The following is a 16,315-nucleotide window of genomic DNA, read 5'->3' on the forward strand; positions in this document are numbered from 1 at the left end:
TGGCACTCCTTTCTACAAAATAAAAAGAAGTGCCAAATGACACTTCTTAACCGTTCCCTATTTTATTTTCTTTTTCAGTATTCCTAATTAACACTTCAATTAATTTTTGCCAATGTTTTATTTTATCGTAGTATAATTTAAAAAAAGAACTTGATTTTTTTATAGTATAATTTTCATCAATAAAATTTACTTTTTTAATTGGATCACTAGTATCATTCACAACTATTTGTAATTGTAGTTTTTTAATTTCATCAACATGTTTTTTATTACTGGAAATAGCACCAACGACCGCTCCAGCGGCAGTTGCACCAAGTAAACTTCCAATACCAGCACCTACAATTATATTTTTTCTTGATGTTTTCATAATTGTTGTACCATCTTCAATAATCTCAGATTGTATTATATTCTTCGCTTCAATTTCTTCAAATATATATTCGTTGTTCTTATATTGAAGTATTCCTATTTTATTTTTACCATCATAAACCATTCCCCATTTTTTATCATCAGAAGTAAAAATTTGAGTATAATTGAAATTTTTATCTTTCAAAAAACGTTCAATTTCTTTTTCCCTGTTATTGCACTTATTTAATTCATTTTTTGCAAGCAATGAAAGTATTATAAATATTAATACAACTGGAATCATCATAATTAAAAATATACTTGTAAATAATCCCATAATGAAATTCACCTCTAATATATTTATTTTAGTTACTTCCATTATAGGATACTATTGGTAAAATGAAAAGTATCCTAAATTAAGTTAGATAACTAATTTAATTACATATTCTAAAAATTTATTATATAACTTTAAATTACGATAAAAGTTACATTTCATTTAATGTTTAAGAATAAAAAAGAAGAGTGCTGATTGTACGGTCAACACTCTGAAATGTTTGGTCTAATAAGACATTATAAAAAATGTTCATTATTAGGTTCGAACCAAATTGATAAACACTTTAAGATACTTGTAAAAACGAAAATATCTCATCAAATGATTTTAATTTTAAATCTTTTGGATATATTGTAACTAAATTTATATTGTTTTTATTGCAATCTTCTATTTTTTGTTTTGCTTTTTTATCATATTCTTCCATGCCAGTCATACCAAAGTATTCAACATAGTATGTTTTATTCTCATAAGTTATTACCCAATCAAATCTTCTCATTGTTGTGTCTTCTTTAATTACATCTTTATACATTTTTTCCTTACTAAAAATTATATCATTATCCTCTAAGTAGTTTGTGATGACATATTCTTCATAAGAGGAACATTTTAATTTCCCTTTGTCAGAAAAATAGTATCGACAATTATATTTGTTATAATTTTGTTCTTCGCCCATATCTATTAAAAATTCTGCGTATGAACCCCACCTATATCTTATGGCATTTGAGAAATCAAAACTGCAATTTTCTATATCTCTGATAGTAGGAGTTCTTTGTAAATTATTTTTTAAATCATTCCACATATGGATAATTGTTTCATCGTCTATTTGCTTTATGGAAATATCGTAAGGTATTTCAGCTAAATCATACGCTACATACAAACTACCAAATCTTTCAGTGTAGCACTTTGAATAAGGAGTATACTCACAATTGTCAATATCAGAACATGTTGGAACTTTATTAATATCATTATATAATTGTATCAACTTACTAATTAAATTTTCATCACTATATTTTCCTATATTTATTGGGTCATATCCCAATTCAGACAGTGCATTATTTAGTCCACCAAATAAATTATAATACCTCATATCAGAAGGCATATTTTTATCATCTTTTAATTCATTAATAGTTGGTATTCTATTATTTCTTTTGATATATTCATCTAATAAATGTAGACAATCTTCTTTAGAAAATGTTTTATCTCTGTCAAAGTTATGCTTATCTGCTCTTAATTCAAATAGTCCAGCTTCAATTAGAGCATTTTTCAATGAACCAAATTTTTTGAAATAAGGCACATATGATGGGTAGTTTTCTTTTGACTCTAATCCTTTTGCCGTAGGAACTTCATTAAATTCATGATAATACTTTTTTAATAAATCTATCAACTCTACCTTTGAATGCTCAATATTTTTAGATGTTCTTTTAAATCCAGATGAGACTAATGCATCTTCCCAAGATTTAAAATGTCTATAGAAAGTAGATGTGCTTGGTGATGAACTTTTAAAATCTTCTGCACTAGGAATTTTATTATTTTCAATGTAAAAGTTTTTTATTATGTTGATTAAATCATCTTTTGTATAACGTTTTCTTTTCATTTTATCACCTCTTTAATTTATGATTCATCCAATCGTAATACCATAATTACACAACAATTGTAAATGTTACTCAAGTTATTAATATAATTAATTTTATTTGAATTGGAACACTCACCATGAACATCCCAATTCAAATAAGTTAGAATCCAAACATATTATCGACAATTTCGTTAGTGTGATCCTTTGCATAGCTTAAAGTAGTTTTTGGGTCACTATGATTTACAAATATCTGTACTTCTTCAAGTGTAAATTTCTTAGGTTTTCCATCCTTATCTAGTATCCGTAAATCTTCACCTTGTAGCAAACATTCTATACGACTATGACGAAGGGAGTGGGGGAAGAATTCAATTTTCTTACCTTCAATTTCACTCAACACTTTACTAATACTTACAATTCTGTCATAGATAGTGTTGTAGCTAATTGAACGTTTATTATTACCTTTACCAGAAATCCAAAGTGAATCAATATTATCATCACCACGTTCTTCAAGATATTTAGCAATTAAATCTCTTGTATCATTTAAATAAACAGGCTTATATTTCTTACCACGTTTACCTATAACTTCATTGGCACGATTACTATTAATTAATCCATGTTTCTGAATCTGAAATACTTCATTACGTCTAGCTGCACTATCAAATATAACCATAAGCAAAACAGCATCTTGTAATCTATCACGTTTAATTAATTCTTCACGTAATTTCATTACTTGGTCAAACGATAAGAAAAAGTCATCTTCATTAGTGCGAATAGGGTCTTTAGGCAATCCCCTCACCTTTTTGGCATGGTTATTTTCGTATTCATAATCGTCATCATCTTCAATATATGTAAGCATTGATCTAACAGCAGACATCATTCTATTTGCTCTTGCATTTCCAACACCTAATTGCTCAGTAAGGTAAAGATTAAAACGTCTAAAATCCTTTTTATTCAATTCTAATATTGATTTATTTTGAAGCTTGCGTAATATATAAATCATAACGATACGTAAATCATTGAAATACTGTTTAAGTGTGCTATCTTTAATTTTTCTTGAACGATATTCTTCAAGATAATCTTCAATCATTATTTTATTTTCTTCATTTACTTTATTCCATTCTTCATCATTATATATTCTGTTATAAACTGTGCCTCGTTTAGCCAATTATTCACCCTCCAATCTATTCAACTGAAATACCTTGTTTCCTTAAATCCTGTTTTAATGCTTCTGTTAACTTAGCACTTCCTTCTAAATTCTTAATTGTGTTATCGATAAAGGGACGAGGCTTTTCATAATCATAACCGTATCCTGTATAATCGTATCCCTTACCACTCTCAACAACAGATGGAATATACTTTCCACTTTCCTCATCGGTTCTAGTATTAATAATTTCTATTCCATCAGGTGCATCTTGCCAATTCCAACTTTCTTTTAATTTCCCAGTCCTGATATATACTTTAGGTTCTGGATAAACATTATAAACTGTTTCCTGTACTTGTTTTTTACCTTCTTCAATTACAGTGTTCTTTACAGCATTACCTTTAGACATTGCTTCAACTACTATACGATTAATATATTTCTCCAAATCCTTTGTTGATTTAAACTCCATTATATATCATCAACTCGCTTTATTGAGTGTTATCTTCAACGTTTATTTTTTTTAAAATATCTTTATTTTGTAATTCTAATTTTGCAACATGATTTTGCATTTGTTGAGTTAATTTTTCTAAGAATAAGTAATTACCACTTACTTCTACCATTTTTTCAAATAATTTACCTATTTCTTCTTTTAAAAACACTTCTTCCACAATCTCTTTAAAATATCCAGTATCAATTAACCAGTTCATTTGTTGAATTTGTTCTTCAAAATTATCTGAGATTTCTTTTCCAAGGTGAGTAAATTGACGGATACATAAAAATAGAACATAGCTTTGAATAAATTTATCAGTTAATTCAAATCCTTTTTCTTCTGCATATTTAAATTGTGTAGCTAAATGTTCTATTAATTTTTCGATATCGCCATGTGGAAATATTGGAGTAAAAGTAATTGTTGAACCATCTTTAAGTTCGTACTTTTCTTGTTTGTGGATTTGTGTATATTGTTTTTTTACTTGTGATAATTTTAATTGTGACATTTATTATTTCCTCCTTTTGATCCTATAATAATTATTATTAATTAAATAAAAAAGAGTAACGGTTAATAATTTACTCAGGTAAGATAACAATATAGTATTTCCGTTACTCTTTTAAAATTATTTTAATTTTTTAAATACCACGGTATGAACATTTTTGATATCACCAGTGTATTTTGCAGTAACTTTATTATTAATTATACCTTTAAAGTCTTTATCAAAATACACACGCATTCTCCAACCGTCAACTTTTACGATTACTGCATTTTCTTCTTTTTCAAGAACGTCTAATTCAACTTCTTTAATTTCATCTTTTTTATCAATTATAGCCATATCACACCTCCATATTGAAAAAAAAAGAGGGATAAATATATCCACCCATTATATTATTTATTTAATTATATTATACAATATCTGTTTCAGAGTAAATAACCATTTCCCACATAGTATTTGTTAAAGGATCATTCAAAATTTCAATTGGTAAGTCTAACACAGCTGGATCGCCATCAACTGATAAATTCATTGAGAATGAATCTTCAAATTTTCCACGAGGAATAATTAATTGAGCAGCATAGTCTTTACCATCTGCACTATCACGTACTAATAGATCAACTACTACTCTGAAAGTACCACCAAATGCATCAGAACTAACACGAACAGTTTTAGCGTCAGTTCCAGTTTTAACTTTGTAATACACACGGAAAATCGTTCCATCTTGAACTTCTGTATTAAATGTTAAATCCTTATCTTCTAATGAATAATCAGTTGGATTAGTAGCTGGATCACCTAAAGTATATTCTTTTTCATTCGTACCATCGATAGGATTAACTTTAAATACTGAAATAATTGCTCCTTGAGGAGTTTTTGAAAGCGAAATTTTATTTGATTTTACTGTTAATTTTTCATTGTAATCAATTACTTTAACTTCTTCAGTTAATTCATTACCTGTTAACATAGAAAGTGCAAATTTATCAAATAACGAATCTTGTAAAGTTAATTTTCCTTCTTTATTGGAAGAAAATCCAACTAATTTAGGGTTTCCAAAACCACCTCGAACATATGTAGTTTCACCACTTGTCTCTACTCCACTTGTTTTAAGCGTATTTAAAGTTACAATGGCTTTACCAGTTTGTAAATTAAAAAATGTTGCTTCCCCTGCGTCACGAATCGCAAAACGATTAGGTGTAGTCATTAATAAATCATCCTCCTAATATTAATTTAATTATTTTTAATAATGTTAGCCCAATTTATATCAGGTAACTTTATTTTAGAACCATCAATCTTTCCGTTATAGATTCCAAACATTGTATAATTATAGTTATCTATAGCATTTAACCTACCAACACCATCATAAAGTTGATAAATATTTAAATCCCTAATGAATCTAAAATTTTGTGATCTCCAGCCAATAGAAGATATGATACTATGTAAATTCATTTTTTGAGGTACTTTTACATTTTTTCTATTTTTTTTTATTTTCTCAATTAACTTTTTAGCCTTTTCGTTAGCAGCATCATACTTTTCTGGTTCAGCTAAATTATTAGCAATCCTCACCAATTTCTTAATATACTCAAATTTTTCTTCAGTTAAGACACTATCCTCACTCAATTTTCCAAAATAAACTATTCCTTCTGAATGAAATTGAGGTTTAGTATCCAAATGTAAACTTAATCCATTAAAAAATAACATTCTATACATTGGATCAGCAATAAGTTTAGACACAAGAATATAAAAATTACTATATTTATTTAATTCTATTTGACTATTTTCCAACTGATTCTTGTCAAAAAATAATGAAGAAATAGACATATTATAAATTTCTTCTGTCATGTCAACAATATCAGTAAGGGAAGGCGCATAAAAATTACCAATTCCTTCAATATGAACAGGTAACCCCAATAAAAATTTTAAATGAATATCATCATCTTTAATTATTTCCATATAGCACACCTACCTTTTGAATGTACTATATTCAAATACAATTTGATAACCTGTATATTCATACGGAGCATTAATTTGTCTCGCACCAATAAAATTCATTTTTCCGATGCCAACTAAATTTTCTTGACAAAATAATTCATTTAACCTATCAGTAATTCTAGTGGAACGTAAATCACCATTCTCAAAGTTACTATGACATAGGATATCTATTACTAATTCTTGATTAGCAAATAAATAATTGTAATTTGTTGGAGAACGTCTGCCAGCATATATATATAATCTACATATACTATCATTTTCTAAATCTGTAACTTTGGCAGATTTCATAATCCTTAAATTAGTAATTTTGGAACGTTCCTCAATATCCATATCTAATATATTTGGTAAATTTATATCCAAAGGGTCTACAATATCATTACCATTATCAGGCGGATAGTATAATAACCTCAATAGTTGTTCGTCTGATTTTAAATACTTAATGATACTTAAAAAATCATCATACATTCCCATATTACATCGCCTCACTTGTCACTTGTTCAACTAGCAATATCATAATTCCCTTTTCGTCAATTACATTTGTATAATCAATATTTCTTATTTTATAAATATTGTTATACATCCTTAATGTCTTATTGATTTGAATTTCTTCATTTTTTTGATATTGCAATGTAATATAAAGTGAACCTTGAGGAAGTGGAAATTGTTTATTTTCATCACCTGAAGTAATAGTGTTTTGTACAATACAAGGAATATCTATTAGTTTTCCTTCTTTAGTAATGTAGATTGGATCACCAAATTTATTTAATATAGGATTACCTTCTAAATCCTTTTTTATTTCTTTTGTATCAATCGTTTTAATAGATAATCTATTGTTGCATAATTTTATTGTTGCAATAGGATAAATTTCATTTATTTCATTACCAATAAAATCAGTTACAAGAAAATATGAATTTTTCCATTTTACAACAGAACCAATATCAATAACTGTTTCAGGTTTAAATAATAATTTTTTATCTTCACTTTTATTTTCTTGTGTTATTAGAACATCATATTCAATGTCATTAATTAAGATTTTTTCAACGAAAAGTGAATCATTAAAGTTATTATTTATTGTTTTTTTTGTGGCAGTAATAATACTATTTGATAATGTACGTTGCCTAAATAAATCCAAATAACTCATACTCACTCTCCTTTCTGAAGTTTCTCAATTAATCCAAGTAACCTGAATATTTCGCTTCTAATAAATTTAAAATCTTTATTTGTAATTAAAATAGATTCTAAACCACAAAGAATTGATAAATAATTGTAAGATTCTTTTACTCCGTTAATTACATTTTGTAAACCATACATCTCAAATAAGATAGATTCAATATAACGTGTTATATTTTCATTGTTTTCTTCCATTAGAGGTATGATTTTAAAAATACGATTTTTTAACACTTCTAGATAACTATTAAATAATGGACTATCTCTATTAATTTTATTTATCATAGAAATCCGTCCAATTTTGAATTATTAAATGTATATAATATCATTAAACTATTTGCTTCTTGTTGATATTTATCCCTCAATTCACGAATCTCTTTAATATGGTTTGCCTGAGAGGAAAGGTAGTAATCTTTTGAATTTAATGTCTGTTTTAATAATTCATCAGTTAAAAGTTTAGGTGTTAAATATTCCACAATCATAAGTATAGAAAGTATCTCTTTTTCCTCATCTGTTAAATCATTATTAAATTGTTTTAAATCTTCATCTCGATCACTTAATTTATTACAATATCTAAATTTTATAATGGATGATTTTAAAAATGTTTCAAAGTATTCTTTTGCTTCTTCATCTGTTAGATTACTTAAATAAAAGTCAGTAATTTTTGAAGTGAATCTTTCGTATATTTCTTGGTAAGATGTTGCCATATTAGCACCACCTTATTTATAGAAGAATACTTAAATCAATTTTAAGTTTTTCTTCAATTAATTTTATTTTACGAGTATCATAAAGAGACTCATCTTCAATCTTCTTTCTAGCACGAATACCTATTGTTTCTTTTAAACCTCTAGGAATTTTGTTAAGAATTTCCTCCATTTCAGAAACAGGTTTTTCAAAGAATTCATCTAAATCTTCAATTCCTACAAGTTTGTCATACAATTTCTTTAAATCAAGATATTCAGAGGCATCTTCATCATCAATTACTAGCCAAGGTTCTGTTAAGAATTTTGGTTGAGAAGCCCTCATTGTTAGCAATTCACCTACTGTTAAATATTCCTCGGCATCATGTTCAACCCAAGTTGTTTCCAATCCTGTTTTCTTAGAAATATATACAAGCATTCCATCAGTTACATTTCGACAAGGAATTAAAATATCTTGATCTAATTGTTTCTTTCGTTTTACTTGTTTAACTTCTTTTACGATTTCAGATGTAGGTTTATCAATATTTTTATTTACTTCCTTTTTTTTATTCGTCTTTTTAGATTCAGTCATTAAATAAATCCTCCTTGTATGTCATAAAAAAAAGGACATACTATAAAATATGCCCTCTTGCAATATTAGTTTATTTATCTTATGATAGAGTATATTCACCATAAAGAGTATTGAAGATTACTTGAACTCCAAATTTAGTCATGAATTTATATTCAAGAGACATGTCCATATTTTGAGTACCATCAGATACTTCTTTAACTAGGCTGTCACCTTCGAATACTAATTTAACTGGACGATTATCATTTGAAGGAAGAATTAAAAGTTTATTGTCATCATAAGCAAATTCAAATGTATTAGCTTTATGAACATTTGGTAATTGAACAAGGACTAGACCATTATACATAGCAATACGTCCAGTTTGATTCAATTGATCTTTCATATTTTCAGAGAATAACGCAACATTTGCTCCAGCAGTAACTTTAGCCAACGCTTTACGAGTACCAACTATCATTGGAGTAGTTCCTGTTGCAGCTTCAACGTGACCAACAATATCCATTAATTTATCTTCTGAATATGAACCAGTGGCTTTGAATTCTGTAGGCAAATAACCTGCACCTGCTGCAAACGAAGCCGCTACTTCTTGTGCAATTTTATGTTTAATTGCTTTTGCAACTTTATTAACTAATTCAGCAAAATCAATACGACCAGCTAAGAATTGCATAAAGTCTGCATATACAGCTAAACCAAAAGATTTAGTTTTAACTGTGAAAGTGCTACCAACATCTAATTTTTGACGAGAAATATCCCAATGGTTTCCTGCAAGTTCAGAAGCAACTAACAAGCTATTATCTGGAACATAAAATTCGATTGAATCTCCAAGTGCAACGTTGCGAGTTTCAGCAAATTGCATAAAGAAATCATCTTCATTTACACCATTTATAACTGTTTGATCTAATACTTCTTCAATAATTTCGAAAACTTCAACTTTATGTTTACGCAAATCTTTATATGTTGGTTTTTCAGTACCAATTAATTCAAAGAATTCTTTACGAATTACATCACTAGGATTAAGTCCTTTGGAAAAGTTTTGTACAATAGATGGATTTTTAACTGTATCTACACACAGTTTTACAAGTTCGTTTTTCATTAAAATTATTCCTCCTAATTAATAATATTTAATCTGTACATTAATTTAATTGTTTTTATTAATCGTTTTTAATTACTTCGATTACTACATAGTTAAGTAAACGACCAATAGAACCAGCCTGACCAGTTGGAATAGTAGAACCAACCACATCAGTACGAACGATTTTTCCGATGAATGCTTCACTTCCAGTAGTTGTTGAAACTTCTTTTAATTTAAATGAGTCTGATTCAGCAACAACAAAATTACCAACTTTAGCATCTTCAGTTAAATTTAAACCTTCTTTAGTCACAGAAAAAATATCTGTTTTTTGCAATTCATAAGCACGAACTACTTCTCCAGATTCAATTTCATAATTTTGTTCTGAATTAGCACCTTGACGAGCATTATCATATACAATTGGGGAATGTGCAATTAATACTACAGGTTTTTCTGTTCCTGCTTTTTGAATTTCGTAAATTTCACGTTCACCATCTTTTAATCCTTTAAGTGCTGCTACAAAACCATTTTGCATAGTTTCAGGTGCTAATACAGAATAAATATGACCACCATAACAAGATTTAACTTTATCAAGTCTTACTACACTATTTGCCATTATTAATTTCCTCCTAATATTTTTATTAAAATAAAAAAAGACATTACAATAAGAAATGTCTAATAAATAAATTTATTCTTGAGTGTATTTACTGAAAATTCCACCATAAGGTAAAGAATCTTCTTTATATTCCTTTACCTCTATTTTGATTGGTTGCTTTTCTTTTTTATGTTGTTTAGAAAAATTAGCTTTCTTTTTACCAACAAGAGTGAAAAGTTTTTCTTCTAATTGTTCTAAAGTAAATTCAGATGCTGTTTCTTTTAATGGTTGCAACTCTTCTTCAGTCAACTCAGCAGAAAAACTATCAAATAATTCAGTTTCTTTGTTTACTCTTTCTTCAGTAATTTTTAATTCTTTGAACTCACGTAAAGATTTAACTTCTTCTTCGAGCGTTGTAAACTTTTTAGTAACTTCATTAAGTTTATTTGTTACAGTTTCTTTTTCTTTAGTAAATGATTGTTCTAATTGCTTTTCTTGAATATTCAATTCATATTCTACCTTATCTTTAGATGTAATATTGAAACTCATATCAATATTATCTTCAATCGGTTCATAAACAATTTTCATGCGTTTTTTACTTTCAAAATCAATCTCCACAATATCTCCATTTACTGAGTAAGGAAAACCTACTAGTCGATAATTATCTTTAGTATCCTCGGCAATTACCATATTTTCAGTGTGGTCAACATACCAATAACTTCTTGATTTGTACCCATACTCATCATAAAAGTAATCTTTGTAAAGTTCTGATTTAATTTCATCTTTTAATTGACTAGCAACTAATACGAAATCAGATTTGGTGATTTCTTGTAATTTTGTTTCTAGTTCTTCAACAGAGAAATCTTCAATATTAATATTTTTTTGTTTTAAATCTTCTTCCGTAAAAGAGTATTTTGTTAATAATTCTAGTTTTTCATTCACTATCTGACTACCTCCTTCTTTATTAAGATTGAATATATGTTTAAATTGTTCAATTTTTTCTTGAATTTCTTTAAACATATTATCATATGAAAATTGAACTTCAATAGTAGCTGATCTCATTGCAGGTAATACATCTTTACCTAATGCACACGCACCGAAAAATTTAAATGAAGTGAAATGGAATAAGTTGTCATCCATCCATTCGCCTTCATAATCATCATGCAACTCCATAGATTGAAATTTTATAGAATCTCTACTGAAAATATCAATAGGATCATCCCATTTTGTCCAAACCAAACCTTCACAAGTTAAAAATTCTCGCTCTACACCATCATCACAAACTCTATTTTCAAATTTGGCATTGTTATCAGAAGGTATAACCCCAATAGCTTGACCAATATATTTAACTTTAAATTGACCATCCTCTTTAACTAAAACCATTCTATGATCTGAAAAATCTACTTCACCTTCTGAATTATCTTCAATATATGCAAGTATGGGAGTATTAGCCAAAGTATTTATAGAATTCTCTACAACTGATCTTTCAAAATAAGTTCCATTTAGATTTTTACCAGTATGCATTAACCATATTTTTACTTTTAAAAATCTTGTATCTTCTGTTTCATTTTCATATGTATTAAGTTTCTGAAAAATAACTGGAACAAATTTATCAATCTTTTTGTCCAACCATTTCACCTCCTTCCAATAATAACTATTGACTAATCTCTAATATTTCCATCAGTTTCTCTTGTGATAATTCCTGATTCAGTTAAATCATCTTCATTTTTCTTCGGAGCGCCTGCACCTTCTTTATTAGTCAAAGTGTGAGATGAAGATAATGGTATAAGAATATTTGGTAAATCTAATACAGAATTCTCTAAAAATGTCATATTTATAAAGCTACTAGGAGTTAAGTCCAATGTAGCAGCTAATGCTGATTTTACAGGTAATCCGTATTGCGCTGATTTAAGTAAACCATCACGAACTGTATCTATATTAAAATTTGTAGTTTTTAAAAACTTAACTCTAAATTTAAATCTTTTATTTATATTTTTTAGTTTTCTATTAATCCAACGTTCAAATTGTTGCAAACAAGTAAAGGCAATTTGTTCATCAGTAATAATTGATTTAGCCAATCCAGAACTAGTTGCTTTATCGGCATTAAATAGTAATTGACTAACACCCGCCGCATTATAATAGTTTCTTTCGGCTTCAGCTACATTATCTGAGTCTTTCGTTTTACGTTCTAATTTAATTGCTTCAATTGACATTGGACTTGTAACTAATCCAACTTCATCAGGTAGAGATTGTGTTGCTTTGTTATGGAATGCTGTTGCTGTATCTAAGTCAATTAAAAATTTATTGGCTTCACCTGAACTTTCAGCAATTGGAATTTTTTGTGTAAGAATCATATAGTTATCTATTTTATTCTTAACTTTACGCATTCGTTTATTTTCATCAATATCAAACAATGACTCAAATACACCACTAAAAGGTGGAATTGGATAATCTAATTCTTCGTTCACCTTAAAACAAATAGTATTTTTAGAATCCAATTCTTGCCATCTGTACTCCGACTTATTAGATTTATATTTTTTATATTTTTGTATAAATTCTAACGGATATTTTTCTACTTCTTCGTCATTTTTAAAATATGTGAAGTCAAATGCATAATTATAAACTCCATCCTCAATTGAACTTATTTTACAGTAATTAGGGTCAAGCCTTTGTATAAAATAAGAATTATCTGCCATATGTTCATAACCGTAAAATATATCATCTCTAAAAGCATGTCTTAATACTTTAGTAAACTCATGAGGTATATTCATAATTTCTAATATTTTTAATGTGTTTAGATATTGCTTCTTAAAAGATTTAATATCAATTTTTTCAGTGTCTAAGTCATAAGGTTCAACAATATAATCAAAACGTAATATACCTGCGAAATATTGAATTAAACGTTTATAATTTGGAGATACAGTAAATAAATATTGACTCAATTGCCTCAATTGTTTTTCAGCTTTTATTGGATTTTCTAAGAAACCAATGATTTGCTCTTTTGTGTATTTAGTTAATATTGATGATTTATTTGTTAAATTGATGGAATTTAAATCATTAATAATTAACTTAGACAATTGCTCAAAAGTAATAGGAATTAATTCTTTTTTTTCTGTCAATGTTGCACCTCCTTGTTAATTTATTTTTAATTAAAATGATTTCGGACGTTTGAACATGAATAGTTTATTTACATCAAACTTCTGTATTTCTTTTTCAAATTTATCCTCATATTCTTTTATGTACCATATTCCCATAGCTGTTGCAGAATACCTATCTTTGTTAACCCTTTTAGTAATTTGCTCAACAGTATATTTTCCGTTTTGATTCATTTTTAATTTTAAGTTTGCAATTTCCTCTAATAAAAAATCTGTTTGAATATGTGGCATAATCATAGTATTAAAATTATCTCTATCTGTTGCATCATAATCTTCATTTGATTTTTTATCTAATAGTTGAAGTTTTTCACTTTCAATAGCGTCTATAAAACTTACAATGATATCGCTATTTATACCTTGTGCAGTCAAAGCATATAGTATTTTAGGAGCATTATTTTCTTCAGGTTCATCATCAGTATTTATAGTGTCCCAACAACCTAAATCTTCACCTGTAATTGGATCAAGTGTAGACTTCAATGCTTCGTCTTTAATAGCAGAACCAATACCATTACAGTCAACTACAACAACTTTAGGGTTATATAGATTAGAAACTCTTTTTAATTCAACAGTCTGTGCAGAAAAATTTAATCCATTTGGAAGGTTAAATAAATTTACTAATTTTATATTAGTAACATTTCCTCTTTTTCCACGCTTGAATTTCAAAACAGCAATAGAGGATTGGTTGTTGGAATCGCTTGAACTACGAGCAACATCCATTGATACAACATATTCATAATTTTTATCTTGTTTTATATCTGGTTTTGGTAATACCCTTAATTTCATTACCTTATTAATATCAACAAGGCTATTATCTACTGCTCCAACCCATTTAGACTCATAGTTTAACGCAAAGAAAGTAGGAGATAGTTTTGCTTTTTTATCTAATATCTGCGCTCTAGTTTCTCCTCTTCCATAAGAACAGGCAAGTTGCCAATCAGAACCAATTACTATTTTACCTTTAAGATTGGCCATATCATCAATCATATGGATATTACGTTCATACTCATCTGTTCCACGATACCAACTGGTAGTAAAGAAATTGATTTGGCCATTCAACTCTTCTGGGTTGACTAATGCCTTCTTACCAATCGTTCTTCTTGGTACGTTTACAATTGGCTCTAAAACATCATCAAATAAAGCTGCATTTAATTGAGCCGACTCTTCGACATTAAGCCTTTTACGTCTAGCCCCTTTTGTGCTTTGGTTGTTTGCCAAAACGTCAATTCTTCCACCAGAAGTAAATAATACTTCTACAGAATCTTTTGATGATGAATATTTAGTTATTTCATTTTTAAGTAAAGGATAAAATTTAATTAATTCTCTATGCTTTTCGTCAATTAACTTAGCTGCGTTTTCACGAGTTTGTGCCGTCATAGTTATTTCTATATCAGGGAAAAATATCCCTGTATGATACATACCCATAATTTCTAGAAGTGTTTTACCGTAACCACGAGGGAATACTCCATAGTTAGAAATAAACCTAGCTATACATCTAAGGAAAACGCGTTGGTCTAAATCTAAACGAATTCCTCCAGTTTCTGGTGTGATTAAATCCCAAAATAGATCAGGGTAGAATCTAGCCCAACTAACAAAATCAATATATTTATCTAAGTTTCTAGTAAAGCTATCTAATTCTTCTTTGCCTTTAGCATCTACAGTTGGATTGAATTCTGGGTTATAAATATCATATCTATCATTTTTATTTTTCATATTATCTGATTGAAAATTAGAATATGAACCCATTAATTTATTTCTTCTCTTTCTTCATATTCTTTTTTTCTTTCTTCATAAAAACGATAGATATCTTCATATTCAGCTAAAGGTAATCCTTTTAAATCTCGTATATAATTTATATAGCACCAAATGGTAAAATCTACTTTATCCTGTGGTCTTTCTTTAAATTGTGGTAATATAGGAATAATATCTACTGCTTGTTCAACTGTTCTTGTTAATTGACCGAATGTATCAAGTCCATCTGATAAATCTGATTTACTTAATTGTGAAGGATTAATCTTAGCGTCTTTAGCTGCTTTTTGTGCCAACTGACCCCATTCTTTTGCAGATTTCATATCATTCATGGCAGTAGACATTTCTTCTTTAACACGATACCGAATATATGTTAATAAAGCCTCAGTATGCATTGCCGTTTTTTCTTGGTAGTTATTCTTTAACATATTATATTTACGTTCAAATGCTAGATATTCTTCATTACTATATCCGTATCCCCATTTATTAATTAAGTCATCAGTTAATTCGACTTTTAAATTTTTCGATGTATTAATAGTTTCTTTTACATTATTTTCTCTTATTTCTTGAATCTCAAATATACTGTCTTTCCACGTTCCGTCTGCATTATTTTGATCAACATTCTTCTTATATAGACCAAAAATATCTTTTTTACCTGTCTTTTTAGCTTCGTCAATTGAGGAAATCCACAATTCTAATATGAATGGTTTATTCATTTGCAACATAACATCTTTAACTGACTCTATTGCTATACTTGACATTGGGTCATCTAATTTCAATTTAGATTTAATACAAGTTTTACAGATTGGATATTTCTTATCTTGATAAATTGGAGCATCATGTTTATAAAATTCTGTTGCTCTTTGCTCTTTTCCACATTCCAAGCAAGTTTTACGTTCAACTTTCTTACTCACGAATAATCATCCTCCTTTCAGAGAATCCCTTAATTGACACTTCATCAAAC

19 protein-coding genes are annotated in these 16,315 nt (G+C 28.2%); all 19 read right to left on the reverse strand.

Annotated features, from left to right (window positions below; all coding sequences use genetic code 11):
* Positions 1-46: 46 nt before the first annotated feature.
* Complete coding sequence (locus JK635_RS01830; protein WP_202651877.1) at positions 47-676, reverse strand: hypothetical protein; 630 nt, start codon at positions 674-676, stop codon at positions 47-49.
* A 280-nt stretch (positions 677-956) separates the two neighbouring features.
* Positions 957-2,261 carry a homing endonuclease associated repeat-containing protein gene (locus tag JK635_RS01835; RefSeq protein ID WP_202651879.1) on the reverse strand — a complete coding sequence of 435 codons (1,305 nt, stop codon included), beginning with the start codon at positions 2,259-2,261 and terminating at the stop codon, positions 957-959.
* A 139-nt stretch (positions 2,262-2,400) separates the two neighbouring features.
* The gene (locus JK635_RS01840) at positions 2,401-3,405 is read right to left on the reverse strand and encodes a tyrosine-type recombinase/integrase (protein WP_202651881.1); all 1,005 of its coding nucleotides are present in this window, start codon (positions 3,403-3,405) and stop codon (positions 2,401-2,403) included.
* A 16-nt stretch (positions 3,406-3,421) separates the two neighbouring features.
* Positions 3,422-3,850 (reverse strand): YomN family phage-derived protein, encoded by a 429-nt coding sequence (locus JK635_RS01845; protein ID WP_202651882.1) that lies wholly within the window; start codon positions 3,848-3,850, stop codon positions 3,422-3,424.
* A 19-nt stretch (positions 3,851-3,869) separates the two neighbouring features.
* Entirely contained in the window at positions 3,870-4,376 is a 507-nt protein-coding gene (locus tag JK635_RS01850) for a YomO family phage-derived protein (protein ID WP_202651884.1), read from the reverse strand.
* 117 nt (positions 4,377-4,493) lie between these two features.
* A complete protein-coding gene (locus JK635_RS01855) occupies positions 4,494-4,706 on the reverse strand; it encodes a hypothetical protein (protein WP_202651886.1) in 213 nt (70 codons plus the stop codon).
* 70 nt (positions 4,707-4,776) lie between these two features.
* Entirely contained in the window at positions 4,777-5,565 is a 789-nt protein-coding gene (locus JK635_RS01860; RefSeq protein WP_202651888.1) for a YomU family phage tail tube protein, read from the reverse strand.
* Between the two features lie 26 nt (positions 5,566-5,591).
* Positions 5,592-6,314: a hypothetical protein gene (locus JK635_RS01865; protein WP_202651890.1), complete on the reverse strand. Its 723-nt coding sequence runs from the start codon at positions 6,312-6,314 to the stop codon at positions 5,592-5,594.
* A 9-nt stretch (positions 6,315-6,323) separates the two neighbouring features.
* The gene (locus tag JK635_RS01870) at positions 6,324-6,824 is read right to left on the reverse strand and encodes a YomW family phage-derived protein (RefSeq protein WP_202651892.1); all 501 of its coding nucleotides are present in this window, start codon (positions 6,822-6,824) and stop codon (positions 6,324-6,326) included.
* A gap of 1 nt (position 6,825) precedes the next feature.
* Entirely contained in the window at positions 6,826-7,494 is a 669-nt protein-coding gene (locus JK635_RS01875) for a hypothetical protein (RefSeq protein WP_202651894.1), read from the reverse strand.
* 2 nt (positions 7,495-7,496) lie between these two features.
* Entirely contained in the window at positions 7,497-7,805 is a 309-nt protein-coding gene (locus JK635_RS01880) for a hypothetical protein (protein WP_202651896.1), read from the reverse strand.
* Entirely contained in the window at positions 7,802-8,227 is a 426-nt protein-coding gene (locus JK635_RS01885; RefSeq protein ID WP_235887836.1) for a hypothetical protein, read from the reverse strand. Before JK635_RS01885 ends, JK635_RS01880 begins: the two co-directional genes overlap by 4 nt.
* Before the next feature lie 16 nt (positions 8,228-8,243).
* Complete coding sequence (locus JK635_RS01890; RefSeq protein WP_202651898.1) at positions 8,244-8,792, reverse strand: hypothetical protein; 549 nt, start codon at positions 8,790-8,792, stop codon at positions 8,244-8,246.
* A gap of 79 nt (positions 8,793-8,871) precedes the next feature.
* On the reverse strand, positions 8,872-9,879 hold the full coding sequence (locus tag JK635_RS01895) for a YonB family capsid-like protein (protein ID WP_202651900.1): 1,008 nt from the start codon (positions 9,877-9,879) through the stop codon (positions 8,872-8,874).
* Between the two features lie 58 nt (positions 9,880-9,937).
* On the reverse strand, positions 9,938-10,471 hold the full coding sequence (locus JK635_RS01900; protein ID WP_202651902.1) for a hypothetical protein: 534 nt from the start codon (positions 10,469-10,471) through the stop codon (positions 9,938-9,940).
* 72 nt (positions 10,472-10,543) lie between these two features.
* Positions 10,544-12,079: a hypothetical protein gene (locus JK635_RS01905; RefSeq protein ID WP_235887837.1), complete on the reverse strand. Its 1,536-nt coding sequence runs from the start codon at positions 12,077-12,079 to the stop codon at positions 10,544-10,546.
* Positions 12,080-12,111: 32 nt separating this feature from the next.
* Positions 12,112-13,569, reverse strand: a complete 1,458-nt coding sequence (locus JK635_RS01910) for a hypothetical protein (RefSeq protein WP_235887838.1) — start codon at positions 13,567-13,569, stop codon at positions 12,112-12,114.
* Positions 13,570-13,599: 30 nt separating this feature from the next.
* Entirely contained in the window at positions 13,600-15,348 is a 1,749-nt protein-coding gene (locus JK635_RS01915; RefSeq protein WP_202651903.1) for a hypothetical protein, read from the reverse strand.
* Positions 15,348-16,265, reverse strand: coding sequence for a YonG family phage-derived protein (locus JK635_RS01920; RefSeq protein ID WP_202651905.1), 918 nt, complete (start codon positions 16,263-16,265; stop codon positions 15,348-15,350). Before JK635_RS01920 ends, JK635_RS01915 begins: the two co-directional genes overlap by 1 nt.
* Positions 16,266-16,315: the final 50 nt, after the last annotated feature.

This window comes from Neobacillus paridis (assembly GCF_016765675.1).
Classification (GTDB): Bacteria; Bacillota; Bacilli; order Bacillales; family Cytobacillaceae; genus Neobacillus; species Neobacillus paridis.